The sequence below is a fragment of the Pseudoxanthomonas sp. F11 genome, from assembly GCF_037046485.1.
Lineage (GTDB): Bacteria > Pseudomonadota > Gammaproteobacteria > Xanthomonadales > Xanthomonadaceae > Pseudoxanthomonas_A.
Genome location: NZ_JBANLZ010000003.1, coordinates 415,181 through 435,315 on the forward strand (window position 1 = coordinate 415,181; position 20,135 = coordinate 435,315).

Annotated in this window: 20 protein-coding genes; 12 read left to right on the forward strand and 8 right to left on the reverse strand. The window is 69.1% G+C overall.

Annotation, left to right across the window (positions count from 1 at the left end):
* Window positions 1-215 precede the first annotated feature (215 nt).
* From rpmH to V8246_RS12485, 5 genes are all read left to right on the forward strand, one after another.
* Complete coding sequence (gene rpmH, locus V8246_RS12465; RefSeq protein ID WP_027083663.1) at window positions 216-356, forward strand: 50S ribosomal protein L34; 141 nt, start codon at window positions 216-218, stop codon at window positions 354-356.
* Between the two features lie 87 nt (window positions 357-443).
* Window positions 444-884, forward strand: coding sequence for a ribonuclease P protein component (gene rnpA / locus V8246_RS12470; RefSeq protein WP_336189437.1), 441 nt, complete (start codon window positions 444-446; stop codon window positions 882-884).
* 13 nt (window positions 885-897) lie between these two features.
* A complete protein-coding gene (gene yidC, locus V8246_RS12475) occupies window positions 898-2,604 on the forward strand; it encodes a membrane protein insertase YidC (protein ID WP_336189438.1) in 1,707 nt (568 codons plus the stop codon).
* A gap of 88 nt (window positions 2,605-2,692) precedes the next feature.
* On the forward strand, window positions 2,693-4,033 hold the full coding sequence (mnmE, locus tag V8246_RS12480) for a tRNA uridine-5-carboxymethylaminomethyl(34) synthesis GTPase MnmE (protein ID WP_336189439.1): 1,341 nt from the start codon (window positions 2,693-2,695) through the stop codon (window positions 4,031-4,033).
* Window positions 4,034-4,270: 237 nt separating this feature from the next.
* The gene (locus V8246_RS12485; RefSeq protein ID WP_336189440.1) at window positions 4,271-5,257 is read left to right on the forward strand and encodes an energy transducer TonB; all 987 of its coding nucleotides are present in this window, start codon (window positions 4,271-4,273) and stop codon (window positions 5,255-5,257) included.
* Between the two features lie 122 nt (window positions 5,258-5,379).
* On the opposite strand, the gene V8246_RS12490 is transcribed toward V8246_RS12485, so the two are convergent.
* From V8246_RS12490 to V8246_RS12505, 4 genes are all read right to left on the reverse strand, one after another.
* Window positions 5,380-6,561 carry an ABC transporter permease gene (locus V8246_RS12490; RefSeq protein WP_336189441.1) on the reverse strand — a complete coding sequence of 394 codons (1,182 nt, stop codon included), beginning with the start codon at window positions 6,559-6,561 and terminating at the stop codon, window positions 5,380-5,382.
* Window positions 6,558-7,304 carry an ATP-binding cassette domain-containing protein gene (locus V8246_RS12495; RefSeq protein ID WP_271251110.1) on the reverse strand — a complete coding sequence of 249 codons (747 nt, stop codon included), beginning with the start codon at window positions 7,302-7,304 and terminating at the stop codon, window positions 6,558-6,560. Before V8246_RS12495 ends, V8246_RS12490 begins: the two co-directional genes overlap by 4 nt.
* A 42-nt stretch (window positions 7,305-7,346) precedes the next feature.
* Complete coding sequence (locus tag V8246_RS12500; protein WP_336189442.1) at window positions 7,347-8,855, reverse strand: alpha/beta hydrolase; 1,509 nt, start codon at window positions 8,853-8,855, stop codon at window positions 7,347-7,349.
* Between the two features lie 82 nt (window positions 8,856-8,937).
* Window positions 8,938-9,684 carry a ferredoxin--NADP reductase gene (locus tag V8246_RS12505; RefSeq protein ID WP_336189530.1) on the reverse strand — a complete coding sequence of 249 codons (747 nt, stop codon included), beginning with the start codon at window positions 9,682-9,684 and terminating at the stop codon, window positions 8,938-8,940.
* A 105-nt stretch (window positions 9,685-9,789) separates the two neighbouring features.
* Between V8246_RS12505 and V8246_RS12510 the strand changes: the two genes are divergently transcribed.
* From V8246_RS12510 to V8246_RS12525, 4 genes are all read left to right on the forward strand, one after another.
* The gene (locus tag V8246_RS12510) at window positions 9,790-10,761 is read left to right on the forward strand and encodes an ABC transporter ATP-binding protein (RefSeq protein ID WP_336189443.1); all 972 of its coding nucleotides are present in this window, start codon (window positions 9,790-9,792) and stop codon (window positions 10,759-10,761) included.
* Window positions 10,758-11,567: an ABC transporter permease gene (locus V8246_RS12515; RefSeq protein ID WP_336189444.1), complete on the forward strand. Its 810-nt coding sequence runs from the start codon at window positions 10,758-10,760 to the stop codon at window positions 11,565-11,567. The genes V8246_RS12510 and V8246_RS12515 overlap by 4 nt, the downstream gene beginning before the upstream one ends.
* Entirely contained in the window at window positions 11,567-12,496 is a 930-nt protein-coding gene (panE, locus tag V8246_RS12520) for a 2-dehydropantoate 2-reductase (RefSeq protein ID WP_336189445.1), read from the forward strand. The genes V8246_RS12515 and panE overlap by 1 nt, the downstream gene beginning before the upstream one ends.
* Before the next feature lie 68 nt (window positions 12,497-12,564).
* The gene (locus V8246_RS12525; RefSeq protein WP_336189446.1) at window positions 12,565-13,080 is read left to right on the forward strand and encodes a hypothetical protein; all 516 of its coding nucleotides are present in this window, start codon (window positions 12,565-12,567) and stop codon (window positions 13,078-13,080) included.
* 12 nt (window positions 13,081-13,092) lie between these two features.
* Here V8246_RS12525 and V8246_RS12530 read toward each other — a convergent pair whose 3' ends face one another.
* Window positions 13,093-13,890 carry a TatD family hydrolase gene (locus V8246_RS12530; protein WP_336189447.1) on the reverse strand — a complete coding sequence of 266 codons (798 nt, stop codon included), beginning with the start codon at window positions 13,888-13,890 and terminating at the stop codon, window positions 13,093-13,095.
* 139 nt (window positions 13,891-14,029) lie between these two features.
* Here V8246_RS12530 and hrpB point away from each other — a divergent pair, with 139 nt between their 5' ends.
* Complete coding sequence (gene hrpB, locus V8246_RS12535; protein WP_336189448.1) at window positions 14,030-16,516, forward strand: ATP-dependent helicase HrpB; 2,487 nt, start codon at window positions 14,030-14,032, stop codon at window positions 16,514-16,516.
* A gap of 235 nt (window positions 16,517-16,751) precedes the next feature.
* Window positions 16,752-17,132: a hypothetical protein gene (locus V8246_RS12540; RefSeq protein WP_336189449.1), complete on the forward strand. Its 381-nt coding sequence runs from the start codon at window positions 16,752-16,754 to the stop codon at window positions 17,130-17,132.
* Window positions 17,133-17,150: 18 nt separating this feature from the next.
* Here V8246_RS12540 and V8246_RS12545 read toward each other — a convergent pair whose 3' ends face one another.
* The 3 genes from V8246_RS12545 to V8246_RS12555 form a co-directional block, all read right to left on the reverse strand.
* Window positions 17,151-17,687 carry a pseudouridine synthase gene (locus tag V8246_RS12545; protein ID WP_336189451.1) on the reverse strand — a complete coding sequence of 179 codons (537 nt, stop codon included), beginning with the start codon at window positions 17,685-17,687 and terminating at the stop codon, window positions 17,151-17,153.
* Window positions 17,688-17,760: 73 nt separating this feature from the next.
* Window positions 17,761-18,348, reverse strand: a complete 588-nt coding sequence (locus tag V8246_RS12550; protein ID WP_336189453.1) for a cytochrome b — start codon at window positions 18,346-18,348, stop codon at window positions 17,761-17,763.
* Window positions 18,345-19,454, reverse strand: a complete 1,110-nt coding sequence (locus tag V8246_RS12555; RefSeq protein ID WP_336189454.1) for a catalase family peroxidase — start codon at window positions 19,452-19,454, stop codon at window positions 18,345-18,347. The genes V8246_RS12550 and V8246_RS12555 overlap by 4 nt, the downstream gene beginning before the upstream one ends.
* A gap of 145 nt (window positions 19,455-19,599) precedes the next feature.
* Here V8246_RS12555 and V8246_RS12560 point away from each other — a divergent pair, with 145 nt between their 5' ends.
* Window positions 19,600-20,124 carry a sigma-70 family RNA polymerase sigma factor gene (locus V8246_RS12560; protein WP_336189455.1) on the forward strand — a complete coding sequence of 175 codons (525 nt, stop codon included), beginning with the start codon at window positions 19,600-19,602 and terminating at the stop codon, window positions 20,122-20,124.
* Window positions 20,125-20,135 lie beyond the last annotated feature (11 nt).

Consider the following 20,135-nt stretch of genomic DNA (forward strand, 5'->3'; position numbering starts at 1 on the left):
CAGCGCGGGGCGGAATCCATGGGGTCGGCCAGACTACCACCGGCGCCGGGACCCGCCAACGATCCTGTGTATAAGATGTGGATGAAAGGACGAATGGCAGTGCGCCCACCGTCGCTGGGCGGCATATCCATCGAAAGCACGGAGGGAGTTGACCGTAACCCGGCGGTTCCTATAGAATTTCCGGTTCTTTCCACCCGAACACGCACGAGGGCCCCATGGCCACCAAGCGCACTTACCAACCCAGCAACCTCAAGCGCAAGCGCGACCATGGTTTCCGTGCCCGTATGGCCACGGCCGATGGCCGCAAGATCCTGGCCCGTCGCCGTGCCAAGGGCCGCAAGCGCCTGACCGCCTGATGGCTCGGCCGTCGTTCGACGGCCAGCATCCATGCGTTCCCCGTATCAAAAGGAGCCCGCCCGTTCACGAGCGGGCTTCTTGCTGAGATGAGCACGGCTTTTCCGCGCAGCGCACGGGTACGCGCGAGCGCCGACTATGCGCGCGTGTTCGAGCAGGCCCGCCGCACGTCCGATCCCCTGATGAGCCTGCACTGGTTGCCGGGCGACGGCGCCGCGCGCCTCGGCCTGGCGGTGTCGCGCAAGGTGGATACGCGCGCCGTGGGCCGCAACCGCATCAAGCGCCGGTTGCGCGAGCATTTCCGTCGCCTCCGTGCCGCGCTGCCGGGCGGCGACTACGTCGTCGTCGCGCGTCCGCCGGCGGCGAAAGCCGATCCAGGCCAGCTGCGTGCGACGTTCGAACGCGTCCTGGCGCGCGCCGGCGCATTGCCGGCATCCGCACCGGGCGGCACAATGCCGCCGGGCTTGAATTCCCCCGCGCCGCCTACCACTCCTTCTTATCCGACCAAACCGGTTTCCGACGCCGGTTGAGACTGCCTGCCTGATGAACCAGACCCGTGTATTCCTGATCTTCGCCTGGCTAATGGTGGCGACCCTGTTGTGGTTCGAATGGAGCCGGGACAAGGCGGCGCCCGCCCAGCCAGCGGTCGCGGCGCAGACCGCAACGGCGCCGGCCGGAAGCACCGTACCCACCGCAACCGATGCAGCGCCCGCCACGGGCACGGTACCGGCGGCTCCGGTGGCCACGCCGGGCGTCACGCAGGCTCCCCGCGCTGCGGCGGCGCCGCGGGTGACGGTGAACACCGACGTGCTGCGCCTGGTGCTGGACGGCGGCAGCGTGCTGCAGGCCGATCTGCTGCACTATCCCCAGAGCAAGACGCCGGGCAGTGGTCCGGTCCGCCTTTTCAGCGAGGATCCGCAGCACTTCTATACGGCGGAAAGCGGTTGGGTGAGCAATGGGTCGAAGGCGCCCGATCATCACGCCTTCGTGCCCGAGAACGGGGCGGGCGAAGTCGCGTTGGCCAAGGGCAGCGACAGCCTAAGCGTGCCGTTCGTGTGGCAGGGTCCGGAGGGCGTGACCATCCGCCGTACCTACACCTTCAAGCGTGCCAGCTACGAGATCGAAGTCCGCGACCAGGTCGTCAATGCCGGCACCGGCACATGGCAGGGTACGGTCTACCGCCAGTTGCTGCGCACGCCGCCGCAGGTCAAGAGCGGCATGACCAATCCCGAGTCCTTCAGCTTCAACGGCGCCACGTGGTGGGACGGCAGCTACCAGCGCCGCAAGTTCAACGAGGACTACCTGGAAGACGGCCGCGTCAACGCGCAGGTGAAGGGCGGCTGGATCGCGATTCCGCAGCACCACTTCTTCAGTGCGTGGATCCCCAGTGCCGACGACACCACCACCATCTCGCTGGACACCCCGGACAACGGCGCACGCGCGCTGATCCGCGAGATGGGCCCCGGCGTCAACGTCGGCCCCGGCCAGCAGGCCACCACCACCGCGCGCCTGTGGGTGGGCCCGAAGCTGGTCGACAAGATCCACGCCATCAACGCGCCCGGCATCGACCGCGTGGTGGACTACAGCCAGTTCGCGATCCTCGCGTTGCTGGGCCAGGGCCTGTTCTGGGTGCTGAACTTCCTGCACGGCTTCATCGGCAACTGGGGCTGGTCGATCATCGGCCTGGTGATCCTGGTGAAGCTGGCGCTTTATCCGCTGTCCGCCGCGCAATACAAGAGCTTCGCCAAGATGCGCAAGTTCCAGCCGCGCATCCAGCAGCTGAAGGAACGCTACGGCGACGACAAGCAGAAGTTCCAGGTCGCCATGATGGAGCTGTACAAGAAGGAGAAGATCAACCCGATGGGCGGCTGCCTGCCGATCCTCGTGCAGATGCCGGTGTTCCTGGCGCTGTACTGGGTGCTGGTGGAAACCGTGGAGCTGCGCCAGGCACCGTGGTTCGCGTGGATCCAGGACCTGACCGCGCGCGATCCGTACTTCATCCTGCCGGTGCTCAACATGCTGGTCATGTGGCTCACGCAGAAGCTGACGCCGGCGCCGGGCATGGATCCGATGCAGCAGAAGATGATGCAGTTCATGCCGCTGGTGTTCGGCGTGATGATGGCGTTCTTCCCGTCGGGCCTGGTGCTGTACTGGGTCACCAACGGCGCGCTGGGCCTGCTGCAGCAGTGGTGGATGACCAAGCGCCATGGCGAATCGGCTACGCCGCCGAAGACCGCCATCGCGAAGTGATCGCGCGCCATTGCGATACGACGAAGCCCGCCTTCCGGCGGGCTTCGTTTTTCCGTTACGCTGAAACCTCTTCGTCGCACCCAGGCACATGACGCCAACGCAGGACACCATCGCGGCCATCGCCACGGCTCCCGGTGCGGGAGGCGTCGGCATCGTGCGCCTGTCCGGACCGCGCGCGCAGGCGATCTCGGAGACGGTCTGCGCGCGCGCGCTGTCGCCGCGCCGTGCGCACCACGTACGGTTCCTGGATGCCGACGGCGGCACGATCGACGATGGCATCGCGCTGTCGTTTCCCGGCCCGGCGAGTTTCACCGGGGAAGACGTGGTGGAGCTGCAGGCGCACGGCAGTCCCGTCGTGCTGCAGCAGCTGATCGCGCGCGCCTGCGCACTAGGTGCGCGGATGGCACGGCCGGGGGAGTTCTCCGAACGCGCCTTCCTGAACGGCAAGCTCGATCTCGCCCAGGCCGAAGCCATCGCCGATCTCATCGCGGCCGCCGATGCGCGCGCCGCACGCGCCGCGCGGCGCGCGCTCGATGGCGTGTTCTCCGCGCGTGTCGACGGCATCGGCCGGTCGCTGCTGGCGTTGCGCGTGCACGTGGAAGCCGCCATCGACTTCGCCGACGAGTCCCTCGACACGCTCGGCGGCGAACAGGTCCGTCTGCGCCTGGCCGAAGCCCGGCAGCAGCTGGACGCGCTGATCGCCGATGCCGAACGCGGGCGCAAGCTGCGCGACGGCGTGCATGCGGTGATCGTCGGCCCGCCCAACGCCGGCAAGAGTTCGCTGCTCAACGCGTTGGCCGGCAGCGACCGTGCCATCGTCACCGATGTCGCCGGCACCACCCGCGACACCTTGCGCGAAACCATCCGCTTGGACGGACTGGAACTGCACCTGGTGGACACCGCCGGTTTGCGCGACGGCGGCGATGCGATCGAGCGCGAAGGTATGCGCCGCGCCCGCGCCGAACTGCAGCGCGCCGACGTGGCGCTGGCGGTGGTCGACGCGCGCGATCCGGCGGCGGGCCGGGCGGCCGTCGCCGACGACATCGTGGGCGTGCCCGCAGTGCTGTGGATCCACAACAAGGTCGATCTGTTGGCGCGCGTGCCGGCGGACGATGGCGACAGCCTCCATGTGTCCGCCGCCAACGGCATCGGCATGGACCGCCTGCACCATCGCCTGCGTGCGTTGGCCGGCGCGGAGTCCGGCGAGGCCGGCGATGGCGAGTTCTCGGCGCGCGCCCGTCACGTGGACGCGCTGCAGCGCGCCGCCGTGCACGCCGGTGCCGCCGCCGACCAGCTGCGGCACGAACACCTTGAACTGGCGGCCGAAGAGCTGCGCCTGGCCCACGACGCGCTGGGCGAGATCACCGGCCGCCTCAGCGCCGACGACATGCTGGGCCACATCTTCTCCACCTTCTGCATCGGCAAGTGATGCAGACAGGGTGGAGCCCATCAAAACTGTGACGCAGGTCAAGTGTCGGCAGCAAGGTGGCGACGTACCCTGAACACCGGGTAGGGGTACCCGGAAGGCATCGTGCCGCTTCGCACCGGGCCCATGGCCGCCGTGCGGCGACGGGCCTGCGCTGACCATCCATGTCCGGACCCGCGCTGCGCGGGCCGGGACCGCGTCGCCAACATTAGAAAAATGCACCTGGGGGAGTTGAAACCGATGTCCTTGACCAACACGACCGGACGCCTGCGTTACGTCGCGCCATTGCTGCTGATCGTCGCCGTGGCGGCGTGCTCCAAGCAGGACGAAGCCGCGCCCGCCACCACGTCTGCGGCCGCCACACCCACCGCGCCGCCGCCTGCGGTTTCGGCCGAAGTCCAGGCAATGGATGCCGACGCGTTGCGCGAAGCCGCCACCAAGGCGCTGCGCGAGAACCGCATCTACGCGCCGGGCGGCGACAACGCCATGGAGTACTACCTGGCGCTGCGCGACAAGCTGCCCAACGATCCGGGCGTGACCAGCGCATTGACCGACCTGATGCCCTACACGCTGATCGCGGCCGAACAGAGCATCGCGCGGGAAGAGTTCACCGAGGCCCAGCGCCTGTCGGCCATCATCGAGAAGGCCGATCCGAAGGCACCGGCGCTGCCGCGCCTGCAGCAGAGCATCGCCGCTGCCCAGCAGGCCGTCGCCCAGCGCGCGGTGACGGACGACGCCAAGACCAAGGCCGATGAAGAGGCGCGCCTGAAGGAGCAGCAGCGCCTGGCCCAGCAGGCCGAGCAGCAGCGTGCCGCCGAGGCCGCGGCCGCCCAGCAGCTGGCCCAGCAGCAGGAGGCGGCGCGTCAGGAAGCGGCCCGCCAGGAAGCCGAACGCCAAGCTGCCGCGCAGCGCGAAGCGGCCGAACGCCAGGCGGCGGCCGCGCGTGCCGCCGTTCCCGCCGCCGCGCCGGCGCAGACGCTGCGTGCGGTCAGCACGCCGGCCCCGCGCTACCCGCCCGAAGCCCTGCGTTCGGGGACCCAGGGCGAGGTGCTGGTGGAAATCACCGTCGGCACCGACGGCTCGGTCACCAACGCGCGCGTCGTTCGCGCCACGCCGGCCCGCGTATTCGATCGCGAGGCGCTGAACGCGGTGCGCCGCTGGCGCTTCGAGCCGCTGGATGCGCCGGTCACCACCCGCCGCACGATCGGGTTCAATCCGGGCAGCTGATCCGCGCGGCGAATCGAATCAGGACAAACGCCGGCCTCGTGCCGGCGTTTCTCTTTCCCGGCGCCGGAAAGCGAACGGCCACCTCGCGGTGGCCGTTGCTCTTTGGCGTTCCTGGGCTGACTTCAGCCGGCGATCGCCAGCTTCTCCTGGTGGTAGCGCCGCACCGCGGCGTACCACAGCAGCGCCGCCACGCCGAACGCGGCTGCCACGTAGATGCCCCAGGTCTGCGCGCTGATGTACTCGTTGCGGATCACCTTCAGCAGCAGCTGGTTCTGTGCCAAGAACGGCACCGCGAACTGCCAGGGCTGGCTCTTCAACGGATTGGCCATCAGGGCGAAGGTGGGGATCATCGGTAGCAGCATCAGCCAGGTCATGTGGCTCTGCGCCTCTTTCATGCTCTTGGCCGACGCGGCGAGATACGTCAGCAGCGACGTGCCGATGAACAGCATCGGCACCAGGATCAGCAGCATCTTGCCGATGGCCAGGAACGACACGTTCAACTGCCGTCCCAGCGTGCCCGCGAACTGCGCGCTGAACTTGAAGGCCAGCAGGGTGAGCAGCAGCGTGGCCAGGCCGATCATGCAGGCCGCGGCGATCTTGCCGCTGACTACCGCGCTGCGCGGCGCGGGCGTCGCCAGCAGCGGTTCCAGCGACTGGCGCTCACGCTCACCTGCCGTCGCATCCAGGATCAGGTAGGCGCCGCCGATGAACGAGGTCAGGATCAGCAGGTAGGGCAGCAGCACCGACAACAGCATGCCCTGCTTGGCTTCTGGCGTGGCCATGTCCTGCAGGCCGATATTGACCGGTCGCGCGACGGAGGCATCGATGCCGCGCGCGAGCAGGCGCAATGCGCCGACCTGCTGGCTGTACGCGTTCAACGCGGCCTGCAGGCGCTGCGTGGGGATGTCCGCATCGCGCCGCGTGCTGTCGCGGATGATCTCCACCAGCGCGGGACGGCCGTTGCGCCAGTCTTCGGCGTAGTCCGGGCTGATGCGCAGTGCCGCGTCGATCTCCTGCGAGCGGATCGCGGTGTCCAGGTTCGCAGGCGCCGCCTTCGCGGTGATGCCATTGGTGGCGAGGAACTTCACCAGGTTGGGCGCATGTTCGGCACCGACAATCGGAATCTCCAGAGGCTTGTCCACCTGCGTGCGGATCCGGTTTTCGGTCAGGTAACCCATGCCCAGCATCAGCGCCGGGTAGAGCAATGGTCCCAGGAACAGGGCGAGCGCCAGCGTGCGGCGGTCGCGGGAGAGGTCGCGCAGTTCCTTGCGCATCACGGTAAAGACGGTACGGAACATGTTCATGCCAGCAGGCCCTCCTCCGAACCGATCACCTTGACGAAGGCTTCCTCCAGGTTGTCCTCGCCCGCCTGTTCGCGCAGCTCGTCGGCGGTCCCGGCGGCGACCACCGTGCCCTTGGCGATGATGACGATGCGGTCGCAGAGCGCGGCCACCTCCTGCATGATGTGGCTGGAGAAGATCACGCAGCGGCCCTCCTCACGGAGTTGGCGCAGGAAGCCGCGCATCGCGCGCGTGGTCATCACGTCCAGGCCGTTGGTGGGCTCGTCGAGGATGACGTTGCGCGGGTCGTGCACCAGCGCGCGGGCGATCGCCGTCTTGGTACGCTGGCCCTGGCTGAAGCCTTCGGTCTGGCGGTCCAGGATGTCGCCCATGTCCAGCGCATCGGAGAGCGCCTTGGTGCGTTCGGCGATCTGCTTCGACGACAGGCCGTGCAGTTCGCCGAAGTAGGCGATGTTCTCGCGTGCGGTCAGGCGCTTGTACACGCCGCGCGCATCGGGCAGCACGCCCAGTGCGCGCCGCACCGCGACCGGGTCGCGCGCGGCGTCGATGCCATCGACGGTGACGGTGCCGCGGTCCGGCGTCATCAGCGTGTACAGCATGCGCATGGTGGTGGTCTTGCCGGCGCCATTGGGGCCCAGCAGCCCGGTGATCTGGCCGTCGTGGGCGGTGAAGCTGACGCCGTCCACGGCGGTGACCTTCCCGGTCTTGGTCTTGAAGGATTTGTGCAGGTCGTTGGCGATGATCATTCGGTCATGTCCCTTGAAGGTGGCGGGCGCGCGGTGCGCGGCTCACGGTTCCCAGCCGTTGAAGCTGGTGAAGGGCGGCACGTAGTCCAGGCTGTCCAGGCACTTGGCGTCCAGACCCTTGGCATCGGCCGTCTCCAGGAAGCGGCCCAGCAGCTTGGGCATGCAGCCCACGGCGAACGTCCCGTGGCCCTGTCCCTTCAGCACCAGGTGGCGACCGTTGGACAGCGTGCGCAGCACCTGTTCGCCATAGCGCGGCGGTGTGACCGGATCCAGCTCGCCGGAGGTCAGCAGCGTGGGGATGTCCGACGTCCATGCGGTGTGGAAATCCGCCGGCCGCTTGCCGGTGGGCCATGCCGCGCACTGCGCCTTCAGCGTGTCGCCCATCGCACTGCCCAGCACGGTGTCGCCGTCGGCGGGGTCGGTCTTGAAGAGATCGGCGTCCTCGGCGCAGATCACCGACAGCTGCATCCCGTGCATGAACTGGTCGCCCACCTGCGCTTCCAGCAGCTTGGACAGCGACATCAGCGAGCCGTAGCGGCCCTGCTGGGCTTCGTTGAGGACCAACGGCAGCAGCGCGGCGCCCTGCGGGTAGTACGAATACATGCGGGTGATGCCGGCCACCGTGCCGGCGTTGACCTCGCCGGTGAGCAGTTCGCCGGTGGAGGGATCGCGGTACTCGGTGTTCACCGGCGCGGCCGCCAGGCGCGTCATCAACGTGCGCAGCTGCCCGCGCAGGTCGTCGCCGAAGCGGCCCTTGCAGGTGTCGTTCGCCTGGCACCGCTGGAACTGCAGTGCCAGCGCCGCATCCAGGTTGCGCGCATGCTCGCTGCCCAGCACCAGCTCGTTCGGTACCACGCCGTCGATCACCACGGCGCGCGTGCTGTCGGGATGGCGCATGGCGTACTGCTGGGCCACGCGCGTGCCGTACGAGCCGCCGACCAGGTTGATCTTCGCCGCGCCCAGCGCCTTGCGCACACTGTCCAGGTCGCGCACGGCGTCGGCGGTGGTGTAGAAGCGGGGATCGGCCTTCAGCGAGGCGGCGCAGTCGCGCGCAAAGGCGGCCGCCGCAGCCTCGCTGAGGTCATCCGGATCGCTGTAGGCGTTGCGGCCTTCGTCATCCTTGCAGGCCAGCGGATTGGACTTGCCGGTGCCGCGCTGGTCGACCAGCACGACGTGGCGCGACTTGCGCACCTCGCGGAACGCGCCGTCGATGGCCGGCCAGACCTGCACGGCCGATTGGCCGGGGCCGCCGGCCAGGAAGAACACGGGATCGTCGGTGGCCGCTCCTTCGTTGGTCGCGGGCAGCCAGGCGATGTTCAACGCCACCTTGCGGCCTTCCGGCCTCGCCGGATCCTCGGCCACCTCGTAGGTCGTGCATTGCGCCTCGACGTTGGTGGTCAGGTAGGGCGCCGTCAGCGTGCAGGGGGTGAAGGCGAGGGCGCCGTAATGGCGGACGGCCTGCTGGTCGGGTCCGGGGGCGGTGCCGCTGCAGCCTGCAAGCGCCAGGGCGCCCAGGGCGGTCGCGAGTGTTAGACGAAACTGGTGTTCCATGCATCTGTCCCGTTTGAGCTGGTTCCAGCATGCCATGACGGCGCAGCGGGACGGATGTGACCGGCGGTTGAGGCGCCGGCCGCTACTTGCTGCTTACATATTTTTCCCGGCGGACCTGGGGTACCGGCAGCCCGTGTCCCTTCAGGGCTTCGAAGCAGGCATCCACCATGTCGGGATTGCCGCACAGGTAGGCGATGTCGCGCGCGGCATCGGGTGCGAACTCGCCCAGATGCTGCTGCACGTAGCCGTGGCGCACGTCGGGGTGGGGATCCGGCGGAAGTTCGCGCGACAGGCAGGGAACGTAGCGGAAGCCGGGATGCGCGTCGGCGAAGGCGCGGAACTCGTCGCCGTACAGCAGCTCGGCCGGCGTGCGGGCGCCCTGCAGCAGCACGACCTCCACGCCGCGCCCGGCCATCAGCGCCTGCAACTGCGGCAGCATCGAGCGGTACGGCGTGACGCCGGTCCCGGTGGCGATCAGCAGGTAGCGTGCATTGCGGTCGCCCGGCATCAGGCAGAAGCGGCCGAACGGGCCGCTCGCTTCCACGTGCCCACCTGCCGGCAGGCCTTCGAACAGCGCGGTCGCCGCGCCACCGGGCACGTAGCTCACTGCGATCTCCACCGCTTCGCCCGGGCCCAGCGCATGGTCGTGGATCGTCGCCAGCGAATAGCTGCGCTTGGCCGGCGTGTCGTCGGCGTAGCGGAAATGCACCTGGATGAACTGGCCGGGGACGAAGTCCAGCGGCTGCCCGTCGTCGCGGACGAACTGGTAGTGGCCCACGCTGGGCGCCAGCATGCGGCGGCCTACGAGCTTCAACGGGAAATGCACGATCGCCAAGGCGTCTGGAACACTGTGTGGCCCGGGGCGGCCCCGGCGGGACGCCTATAATAAGCGCTCGATTCCCCCGGGCGCCGTCGTGGCGCCACAAGGTACCCCATGGCGTCTGCGACAACGGCTTCCGCGGCGGCGCCCGCGCTGGCCATCTCCGACCTGCGCAAGGTCTACGACAACGGCGTGCAGGCCCTTAAGGGCGTATCGCTGCAGGTCGAACCCGGCGACTTCTTCGCCCTGCTCGGCCCCAACGGCGCCGGCAAGTCCACGCTCATCGGCATCGTCAGTTCGCTGGTCAACAAGAGCAGCGGACAGGTCGGCGTGTTCGGGGTGGACATCGACCAGGACCGCGACGGCGCCATGTGCCTGCTGGGCCTGGTGCCGCAGGAGATCAACTTCAACATGTTCGAGAAGCCGCTGGACATCTGCGTGAACTACGCGGGTTTCTACGGCATCCCGCGCGCCGAGGCGCTGGTGCGGGCCGAAGAGGAGCTCAGGCGCGCGCAGCTGTGGGAAAAGGCCCACGTCATGAGCCGCACGCTGTCCGGCGGCATGAAGCGCCGCCTGATGATCGCCCGCGCCATGATGACGCGGCCGAAGCTGCTGATCCTGGACGAGCCCACCGCGGGCGTGGACATCGAGATCCGGCGCGGCATGTGGAAGACGCTGAAGGATATCAACGAGTCCGGCACCACCATCATCCTGACCACGCATTACCTGGAAGAGGCCGAGAGCCTCTGCCGCAACCTGGCCATCATCGACCGGGGCGTCATCGTCGAGCAGGGGCCGATGCGCGCCCTGCTGGCCAAGCTGGATGTGGAAGGCTTCCTGTTCGACATCGACGGCGACCTGCCGGCGCAGCTGCCGGTGATCGAAGGCACTACGCTGTCCGCCACCGACAGCCACACCCTGGACCTGGACATGCCGCGTGCGATGGACCTCAACCGCGTGTTCGCCGCACTCAACGACGCCGGCATCCGCGTGCGCTCCATGCGCACCAAGAGCAACCGGCTGGAAGAGCTGTTCGTGCGCCTGACCGGCGATGAAGCCGCCGCCAAGCGGGAGCAGGCCGCATGAGCGCCGCCCATCCGCAGGAGACCGCCATGACCACGCCGCTGCAGAAGAACCTGGTCGCACTGGGCACCATCGTCCGCCGCGAAGTGAACCGCATCCTGCGCATCTGGGGCCAGACCCTGGTGCCGCCGGCCATCACCATGACGCTGTACTTCCTGATCTTCGGCGGGTTGATCGGCAGCCGCATCGGCGACATGGGCGGCTACACCTACATGGAGTTCATCGTGCCGGGCCTGGTGATGATGAGCATCATCCAGAACAGCTACGGCAACATCAGCTCCAGTTTCTTCGGCGCCAAGTTCGGCCGCCACGTGGAAGAGCTGCTGGTCAGCCCGATGCCGAACTGGGTGATCCTGCTGGGTTACGTGGCTGGCGCGGTATTGCGCGGCCTGATGGTGGGCGCCATCGTGCTGGTCATCGCGATGTTCTTCACCAAGGTGCGCGTGCCGCATCCGCTGGTGACCATCACCACGGTGCTGCTGGGTGCCACGATCTTCTCGCTGGCCGGCTTCGTCAACGCGGCCTATGCCAAGAAGTTCGACGACATCGCCATCGTGCCGACCTTCATCCTCACCCCGCTGACCTACCTGGGCGGCGTGTTCTATTCGGTGAAGCTGCTGCCGCCGTGGGCCGAGGCGCTGACCCACGCCAACCCGATCTTCTACATGGTCAACGCATTCCGCTACGGCCTGCTGGGCACCAGCGACGTCCCACTGTGGATCGCCTACGTGTTGATGCTGGCGTTCGTCTTCGGGCTGGGTGCGCTGGGCCTGTGGCTGCTGAAGAGAGGCGTGGGGCTGCGCAGCTGATGCGGCTGCTCGTGCTCGGCGCCGGTGGCACCGGCGGCTATTTCGGCGGCCGCCTCGCACAGGCCGGGATCGATGTCAGCTTCCTGGTGCGTCCCGCACGCGCCGCCCTGCTGCGGGAACGCGGCCTGCGCCTCCGTAGTCCGCTGGGCGACGCGGATGTTCCCGCACAGGTCGTCACCGAGGACCAACTCCACGACGCCGCGCCGTTCGATCTGGTCTTGCTGAGCTGCAAGGCCTACGACCTGGACAGCGCGATGGACGCCATCGCGCCTGCCGTGGAAGCCGGCGCGCGCGTGCTGCCGCTGCTCAACGGCCTGCGCCACTACGAAGCGCTCGACGCGCGCTTCGGCTTCGCCAACGTGCTCGGCGGGCTTTGCTTCATCAGCGCCACGCTGGGTGCCGACGGCGAGATCCTGCACCTCGGCAAGCCGGCATCGGTCACGTTCGGTGAACGCGACGGCCAGCCCGCCGACGTGCGCCTGCAGTCGCTCGCCGCCGCCTGCACGCAGGCCGGCATCGACCACCTGCACACGTCGGACATCGCGCAGGCGCAGTGGGTGAAGTACAGCTTCCTCACGGCGCTCGCGGCGGGCACGTGCCTGATGCGCGCACCGATCGGCACGATCGTGGCGGGCGAAGGCGGCGCAGACTTCATGGCGGCCCTGCACGGGGAATGCCTGGCCGTTGCGGCGGCATCCGGTCAGTCGGTACCGGACGCAGCGCAGGCTTCGGCGCGCGACACGCTGACCGCCGCCGGTTCGCCGATGAAGGCCTCGATGCTGCGCGACCTCGAAGCGGGCCAGCGTGTCGAGGCCGCGCACATCGTCGGCGACATGGTCCACCGCGCGGCGGCGCATGGCATCGCCACGCCCCACCTGCAGGCCGCGTGGGTGCACCTGCAGGCGTACGAGGCGCAGCGACCCGCCTGAGTGAGGGGCTTCACGCCGCCCTGACGGCGGCTGCCTCCATGCTGCGCCACCTTCCTGGTAGCGCCGTCATGAAGCACCTGCACAAGCTCTTCCTCGCCGGCCACGTGGCCATCATCGCCCTGTTCTTCGTTGCGGCCGTCTCGCTCGTCGTCCTGGCTGCCAGCGAGTTGTGGCATGGCGCGATCCTGGCGGGCACCGACGCCGGCCTGCGCGGTCGTTTCGACAATATCCTCGAGAGCATCGGGATGCTGACCATCGGGCTGGTCGCGCTGGAACTGGCGCAAACGGTGTTCGAAGAGGAAGTACAGCGCGACGTGAAAGTCAGCGGTCCCACCCGCGTGCGTCGCTACCTGTCGCGTTTCCTGGTGGTCATCGTCATCGCGTTGTCGATCGAAACCCTGGTGGCCACGTTCGAGCTGATGCACGAAGACCCGCGCCAACTGCCGTACGTCATCGCCATCGGCGGCTCGGCGGCGCTGCTGCTGGTGGCGTGGGGCGTATTCGTCCGTCTCAACCGCAGCGCCGAGGAGCTCGAACCCGAGGCCATGCAACAGGCCAAGTCCGAGGACGACAAGGTCGGGTGACGCGGTCCGGACTCAGCGGCCGGCCGGCAAGCCGAAGAACGCGCGTGCCGTGGCCGTCGTCGCCGCGGCCGTGACCTCGACCTCCTCGCCGCGGTCGCGCGCCAGTTCCGCGACGATGTGGGCTAGGTACATCGGCTCGTTGCGGCGGTGCGAGGGCTGTGGCTTCACCGTGCGCGGCAGCAGGTAGGGCGCGTCGGTCTCGATCATCAGCCGATTGGCCGGGATGCTCTTCACCAGCTCGCGCAGGTGCAGGCCGCGGCGCTCGTCGCAGAGCCAGCCGGTGATGCCGATGTGCCAGTCCTGGTCCAGGCAGTCGAACAGTTCCTTCTTCGTGCCGGTGAAGCAGTGCACGACGGCCGGGCCCAGCCGGCCGTCGAAGTTCTTCAGCATGGCCACGAAGTCGTCGTGCGCATCGCGCTGGTGCAGGAAGAGCGGCTTGCCGGTATCCACGGCGATCTGCAGTTGCCGCTCGAATGCCCGGCGCTGCGCCGGCCGCGGCGAGAAATCGCGGAAGTAGTCCAGGCCGCATTCGCCCACCGCGACGACCTCCGGATGCGCATGCAGCGCACGCATCTCGGCGTCGCATTCGTCGGTGTATTCGGTGGCGTGGTGCGGGTGCACGCCCGCGGTGGCGAACAGCTCGCCCGGGTGCGCCTGCGCCAGGCGCAGGGCCATGGGCGAATGCTCGCGGCTGGCGCCCGTGATCACCTGCTGCACCACGCCGGCTTCGCGCGCGCGCTGGAGCACCGCGTTGCGGTCGTGGTCGAAGCTTTCGTGGGTGAGGTTGGCGCCGATGTCGATGAGATCCATGGGGGCATTTTACCGGCCACTGGATAATCTGTAGGAGCGCCCTCGGGCGCGATGCTTCTGGGGTGGATTCCGGTGAAGAGCATCGCGCCCGAGGGCGCTCCTACAGGGGAAAAGGCTCAGGCCTTATCCTTCGCACCGCATGCCATCGCCCACGTTCCCCATCACGCCGCTGCTGCCGGACATCGTCCGCCGCCTGTCCGACCATCCGCGCCTGGTGCTGGAGGCCCCGCCCGGTGCGGGCAAGACCACCCAGGTGCCGCTGGCGCTGCTGGACGAGCCGTGGCTGCAGGGCCGCAAGATCGTGATGCTGGAGCCGCGCCGCGTGGCGGCGCGTGCGGCGGCCGGCTTCATGGCCAGGCAGCGGGGCGAAGCGGTCGGCGGCACGGTCGGCTACCGCATCCGTTTCGAGAACAAAGTCGGGCCGGACACGCGGATCGAGGTGGTCACCGAAGGCATCCTGACCCGGATGATCCAGGACGATCCGATGCTGGAGGGGATCGGGGCGATCCTGTTCGACGAATTCCACGAGCGCCATCTGGCCGGCGATCTCGGCCTGGCATTGGCGCTGGACGTGCAGGCGCAGCTGCGCGAGGACCTGCGCATCGTCGTGATGTCCGCCACGCTGGACGGCGAGAAGCTGGCGCGGTTCCTGGATGCGCCGCGGCTGAGCAGCGAAGGCCGGGGCTTCCCGGTGCAAGTGGCGCACTTTCCCGCGCGCCGGGATGAGGCGATCGAAGTCCAGGCACGCCGCGCCATCGAACACGCCGTGCTCACGCACCCTGGCGATGTGCTGGTGTTCCTGCCGGGCCAGCGCGAGATCGCGCGGGTGGAGGCGATGCTGGCGGATGTCTTGTCAGAGGACATCGTCGTCCTCGCCCTGCACGGCGAACTGCCGGTGGAGAAGCAGTCCGAAGCCCTGCAGCCCGATCCCCAGGGTCGCCGCCGCGTGGTACTGGCGACCAACGTGGCGGAGTCGTCGGTGACGCTGCCCGGCGTGCGCGTGGTGGTCGACAGCGGGCTGGCGCGGGAACCTTCGTACGATCCGAACAGCGGCTTCTCGCGCCTGGAGGTGACCCACATCTCGCAGGCTTCCGCCGACCAGCGTGCCGGCCGTGCGGGTCGCGTGGCCGAAGGCTGGGCGTATCGCCTGTGGCCGCAATCGCAGCGGCTCGATCCGCAGCGACGGCCGGAGATCGCGCTGGTCGAACTCGGCGCCCTGGCTTTGGAGTTGGCTGCGTGGGGCAGCGACGACCTGCGCTTCGTCGATGCGCTGCCGCCCGGGGCGATGAATGCCGCGCGCGACCTGCTGCGCCGGCTCGGTGCGCTGACGGCACCGAACGCCATCACGCCGCTGGGCAAGCGCATGCTCGCGCTCGGCACCCATCCGCGACTGGCCGCGATGCTGCTGTCGGCGGAGGAGGGCGAAGACCGCGCGCTGGCGTGCGACCTCGCCGCGCTGGTCGAAGCGCGCGATCCGCTGCGCATGGGCGGGGACGCGCTGGCCGCGCGCTGGCGTGCGCTGGCGGCATTCCGCAACGGCCGCGCGCCCCAGGACGCGAACCGTTCGGGCCTGGCCGCGATCGACGCCGCCGCGAAGCAGTGGCGACGCCGCGTCCGCGAGGCCACCGCGCCGCCGGCCTCGGTGGAAGCGCATCGCTTGGGCGACCTGCTGATGCATGCCTTCCCGGACCGCATCGGCTTCCAGCATCCGCAGGACGCGCGTCGCTACCTGCTGGCGAATGGACGCAGCGCGCGGCTGTTCGACGACAGCGCCCTGGTCGGTGAGCCATGGATCGTCGTCAGTGAGCTGCGCCACGAAGCACGCGATGCGCTGGTGCAACGCGCAGTACCCGTGGACGAGCGGTGCCTGCGGCGCGACTTCGCCGACCGTTTCGTCACCGAGGACACCGTGCGCTGGGATGCATCGCGCCGTGCGTTGTCGGCGCAGCGCGAATCGCGCTTCGACCAGATCGTGTTCGATGCGCGGCCTGCCGGGCGCGTCGATCCTGCGCTTGCCGCGGCAGCGCTGACCGACGCGGTGCGCGACCTGGGCCTGGACGCGCTGCCGTGGCCCGAATCGCTGCGGCAATGGCGCGAACGCGTGCGCTGCCTGCGCGACTGGATGCCGGACCTCGGCCTGCCGGACCTGTCCGACGACGCGCTGATGGCGACGCTCGATGACTGGCTGCAGCCCGCCTTCGCCGGCAAGACCCGCCTGGATGCGCTGGGCGAAGACGAGCTGGCGAACGCGCTGAAGTCGGGCCTCGACTGGTCGCAGCGCCAGCGTATCGACGCGCTCGCGCCGACGCGGATCACCGTGCCGTCGGGCATGGAACGCCGCATCGAATACGCGCACGGCCAGCCGCCGGTGCTGGCGGTGAAGCTGCAGGAGCTGTTCGGCCTGGCCGATACGCCGCGCGTGGCCGATGGTCGCGTGCCGGTGCTGCTGCACCTGCTGTCGCCGGGCGGCAAGCCCCTGCAGGTGACCTCCGACCTGCGCAACTTCTGGAACTCGACCTATGCCGAGGTGAAGAAGGAGATGAAGGGGCGGTATCCGAAGCATCCGTGGCCGGATGACCCCTGGAGCGCCCAGGCCACCCATCGGGCGAAGCCGCGCGGTACATAGCGCGTCGTTGTCGCCTGCCGCGGCGGCGGCGCACGCATTACGTTGGCGGTGGATTCCACTCGGCGCGGCCGGATGACCCCTGGAGCGCCCAGGCCACCCATCGGGCGAAGCCGCGCGGTACGTAGCGTGCAGCGCACGCTACGTGTCCGTTCAGCTGATGAGTGCCGAACTAACACCGTGTAAACATCGCCGCACGGACACTGGCGTCCTCCCCACCTCTCTCAGGGAAGATCCCATGAGCAAGCTGACCACCATCACGGACCGCGCACTGGAACTGGCCAGCCAGGCCGGCACCAGCCTGAAGCATGCCGTTCCCAGTGCCGACAAGCTGTTGCAGACCGGCGCCGCGCTGGGCGTGGCCAAGACCGGCGGCAAGCTGGCGGTGAACTTCATGCGTCGCAACCCGGCGGTTGCCGTGGCCACCGGCATCGGCGTGGGCCTGCTGGCGCTGGTTGCCTACCGCAAGCGCAAGCAGGACCAGGCGAACGGCCCGATCGAAGGCAAGTCGCGTCGCGTGGAAGCGCGCAAGGTCAATGGCACCAACCGCACGTCCACCGCGCGCAAGACCGGCACGCCGCGCAAGCCGCGCAGCACGACGCGTTCTGCCGAAAGCTGATGTCGCAGGGCGCCCGCGTCAGAGCGGGCGCCATTCCCCGGGCGCGAGGTCGCCCAGGCGGGCATCGCCCATCGCCATACGCACCAGCCGCAGGGTAGGCAGGCCTACCGCGGCCGTCATGCGCCGCACCTGGCGGTTGCGGCCTTCGGTGATCGTCATCGACAACCACGCATCCGGCACCGTCTTGCGGAAGCGGACCGGCGGATCGCGTTCCCACAGCACCGGCGCAGGCTGGAGCGTCTCCACCTGTGCCGGACGCGTCGGTCCATCGTTCAGCACCACGCCACGGCGCAGCGCGTCGAGCTGCTCGTCCGTGGGTGTGCCTTCCACCTGCACCCAGTAGGTCTTGGGCTGCTTATGGCGTGGATCGGTCAGCCGGTTCGCCAGCGCACCCTCGTCGGTGAGCAGCAACAAGCCTTCGCTGTCGTAGTCCAGCCGTCCCGCCGCATAGACGCGCGGCGGCAGGCCGAAGCCGGCCAGCGTCCGCCGCGGCGGATCACTGCGGTCGGTGAACTGGCACAGGACATTGAACGGCTTGTTGAAGGCGATCAGCACACGGAGTCTTCCGGAGAGACGACAGCGCGCATTGCACCGTCATCGGCGAGCCGCGTCCAGCGCGCGAACGCCCTCATGCTTCCGGTCGCGCCTCCGGATCCGGGTCGACCTTGGTCGTGGTCGTGGTCCTGGATCGTCCACGGGCCATCGCCTCGAACACGCCATCGCGGCGCACCCAGGCGTGATGCAGCGCAGCGGCCATATGCAGCAGGATCAGCGCGAACAGCGCATAGCCCAGCCATCCATGCGCCTGCCGCAACAGGCTGTACAGCGCCGGATCGGGCGGCAGGATCGGGGGTAGCGCGAACGACGGCGTCATGCGCACCGGATACCCGCCCGCCGACAGCATCGCCCAGCCCAGCAGCGGCATGGCCAGCATGGCGGCGTACAGCGCCACATGCGATGCACGGGCGGCGAGCGCCTGCGCGCGCGGCAGCGACGCGGGCAGCGGCGGGGGCGGATGACGCCAGCGGTACAGCAGGCGGATCACGGCCAATACCAGCAGCGCGATGCCCAGCGGGCGGTGCAGGTCGATCAGCACCGGCCGCAGCGACAGCGAGGCGACCATGCCCACGCCGACGAACAGCATCGCCAGGATCAGCACCGCCATGCCCCAGTGCAGTACGCGCGCGAAGGTGTCGAAGTGCTCGCCGCGATTCATCGTGTCGCCTCCGTACCGTGCGCAGGTGCGGGCCTGGCGATATCGCCGCGGGCGGTCTCGCGCTCGCGCCGGTTGAACGAGACGCTGTAGGCGGCCGCGCGCGCGGCCAGAATGGGGTCGTTGGACAGCGCGATGCCGTCCGGCACCACCGTGGGGTCGTAGTTCACGTCCCGGCACGTGCCCGTAGCCTGCGCATCGCTGCGCTCCAGCACCAGCGTGCCGGCGAGGTGCCTTGGCCGCGATACCGGCCATGGCTGCGACGGATCGTCGACCGGATCGCCGGCCGCCGCTTCGGTGACTACCAGGTCCCAGCGCAGCGGACCCTGCGCCAGTCGCTCCTGCAGCTCGCGCTGCAGGTAGTCCGCCTCGGCCTGCTGACGGGTCGTGTCCGCCAGCGGCTCGAACGGAGCCTGCGGCTGCATCGACCAGCGCACGAAGCGCGACCGGCCCTGTGCATCGATGAAGCGGAAGGCATTGACGCCGTTGTATTCGGTATTGGCCCAGCTGCTCGACCACGGCGCGGATTTGGCCCAGGCCTGGAAACGGGCGGCTTCCGGATACCGTTCCAGGAACGCGGCCATCCTCGCCGGATCGGGCTTGCCGGTGGCCGGGTCGGGCCGCGAGGCCAGCAGCTGCGCGTGGAAGCCCGCCGGCGTGGCCACGGCGAGGAACGGAAAGCTGTTCATCGCCATCCGCCACTCCTGCCCGTCGTCGGTCCGCAGCGACAATGCCAGGCTGCGCACGCGCGCCTGCGCTTCGGCGCCGAAGGGATCGCCGCCACCGATCGACAGGCGTCCCTGCACCGGCGTGCGTGGCTGCCGGAACACCCGTGCACGCGACAGCGTGACCGCCCCGGCGCTGGGTTCGAAGTAGCCGGCCACGCAGACGCCCCGGCTGTGCGCGCGCCGGAAGCCGGGGAAGGGCTTGCCGTTCTCGATGTCGTCCACCAGGCGCGGTGCGGTAAGCCGTCCGGCCGGCCCGATCCATCCCGCCACCCAGGCGAAGACCAGCGACAGGCCCAGCGTCAGGCCGGCGATGGCGGCCCAGGCACGCCAGGGGCGGGGGGGCGGCGAGGGCGGTGATGGATCGTCTGGGAGGGGCGGCATGAGGGGTTCCTGTTCGTGGGATGTCGGTGGGACGCGTAGGTGCCGGATTTATTCCCGCGCCGGGCGTGTGCATCCGGATGCATACGCGAACGGGAATAATCCGGATATGGGTGCGTCCTACCCTCATTCCTGCCATGACCGGCCCATGCCCGACCGACCGCCCCCCCTGGACGACGAGACCCTGCACACGCTGATCCCGCGCCTGCGCCGGTTCGCGCGCTCGCTGGCACCGGACGCCGCGGCCGCCGACGATCTGGTCCAGGCCACGCTGGAGCGCGCGCTGACGCGCGGCGCCGACATGCGCGACCCGGCCGCCCTGCAGGCCTGGTTGTTCTCGGTGCTGTACCGCCTCTTCGTCGACGAACACCGGCGCGCGGCACGGTGGAAGCGCATCGCACGGTTGTTCTCGGCCGAGGACGACGCCTCACCGCCCACGCCTGAGCAGGTGTTCGAAGCGCGCACCTCGTTGGCGGGCTTCGCCTGCCTGACACCCGAGCAGCGTGCGCTGCTGACGCTGGTGAGCGTGGAAGGGCTGGCCTACCGCGAGGCCGCCGAGGCGCTGGGCATCCCGGTGGGCACGGTGATGTCGAGGTTGTCGCGCGCGCGCCAGGCGTTGCGCGCGATGCAGGAGCAAACGCCGCCCACGTCCGCCCTGAAGGCTTTGCCATGATCATCAAGACC

Bases quoted from the DNA above. Each gene is read 5' to 3' on its own strand.
- V8246_RS12500 (WP_336189442.1), bottom strand. From the start codon at position 8,855: ATGGAACACCAGTTTCGTCTAACACTCGCGACCGCCCTGGGCGCCCTG.
- V8246_RS12540 (WP_336189449.1), top strand. From the start codon at position 16,752: ATGAGCAAGCTGACCACCATCACGGACCGCGCACTGGAACTGGCCAGC.
- yidC (WP_336189438.1), top strand. From the start codon at position 898: ATGAACCAGACCCGTGTATTCCTGATCTTCGCCTGGCTAATGGTGGCG.
- V8246_RS12550 (WP_336189453.1), bottom strand. From the start codon at position 18,348: ATGAATCGCGGCGAGCACTTCGACACCTTCGCGCGCGTACTGCACTGG.
- rnpA (WP_336189437.1), top strand. From the start codon at position 444: ATGAGCACGGCTTTTCCGCGCAGCGCACGGGTACGCGCGAGCGCCGAC.
- mnmE (WP_336189439.1), top strand. From the start codon at position 2,693: ATGACGCCAACGCAGGACACCATCGCGGCCATCGCCACGGCTCCCGGT.
- V8246_RS12530 (WP_336189447.1), bottom strand. From the start codon at position 13,890: ATGGATCTCATCGACATCGGCGCCAACCTCACCCACGAAAGCTTCGAC.
- hrpB (WP_336189448.1), top strand. From the start codon at position 14,030: ATGCCATCGCCCACGTTCCCCATCACGCCGCTGCTGCCGGACATCGTC.
- V8246_RS12495 (WP_271251110.1), bottom strand. From the start codon at position 7,304: ATGATCATCGCCAACGACCTGCACAAATCCTTCAAGACCAAGACCGGG.
- V8246_RS12485 (WP_336189440.1), top strand. From the start codon at position 4,271: ATGTCCTTGACCAACACGACCGGACGCCTGCGTTACGTCGCGCCATTG.
- V8246_RS12560 (WP_336189455.1), top strand. From the start codon at position 19,600: ATGCCCGACCGACCGCCCCCCCTGGACGACGAGACCCTGCACACGCTG.
- V8246_RS12525 (WP_336189446.1), top strand. From the start codon at position 12,565: ATGAAGCACCTGCACAAGCTCTTCCTCGCCGGCCACGTGGCCATCATC.
- V8246_RS12515 (WP_336189444.1), top strand. From the start codon at position 10,758: ATGAGCGCCGCCCATCCGCAGGAGACCGCCATGACCACGCCGCTGCAG.
- V8246_RS12555 (WP_336189454.1), bottom strand. From the start codon at position 19,454: ATGCCGCCCCTCCCAGACGATCCATCACCGCCCTCGCCGCCCCCCCGC.
- panE (WP_336189445.1), top strand. From the start codon at position 11,567: ATGCGGCTGCTCGTGCTCGGCGCCGGTGGCACCGGCGGCTATTTCGGC.
- V8246_RS12490 (WP_336189441.1), bottom strand. From the start codon at position 6,561: ATGAACATGTTCCGTACCGTCTTTACCGTGATGCGCAAGGAACTGCGC.
- rpmH (WP_027083663.1), top strand. From the start codon at position 216: ATGGCCACCAAGCGCACTTACCAACCCAGCAACCTCAAGCGCAAGCGC.
- V8246_RS12510 (WP_336189443.1), top strand. From the start codon at position 9,790: ATGGCGTCTGCGACAACGGCTTCCGCGGCGGCGCCCGCGCTGGCCATC.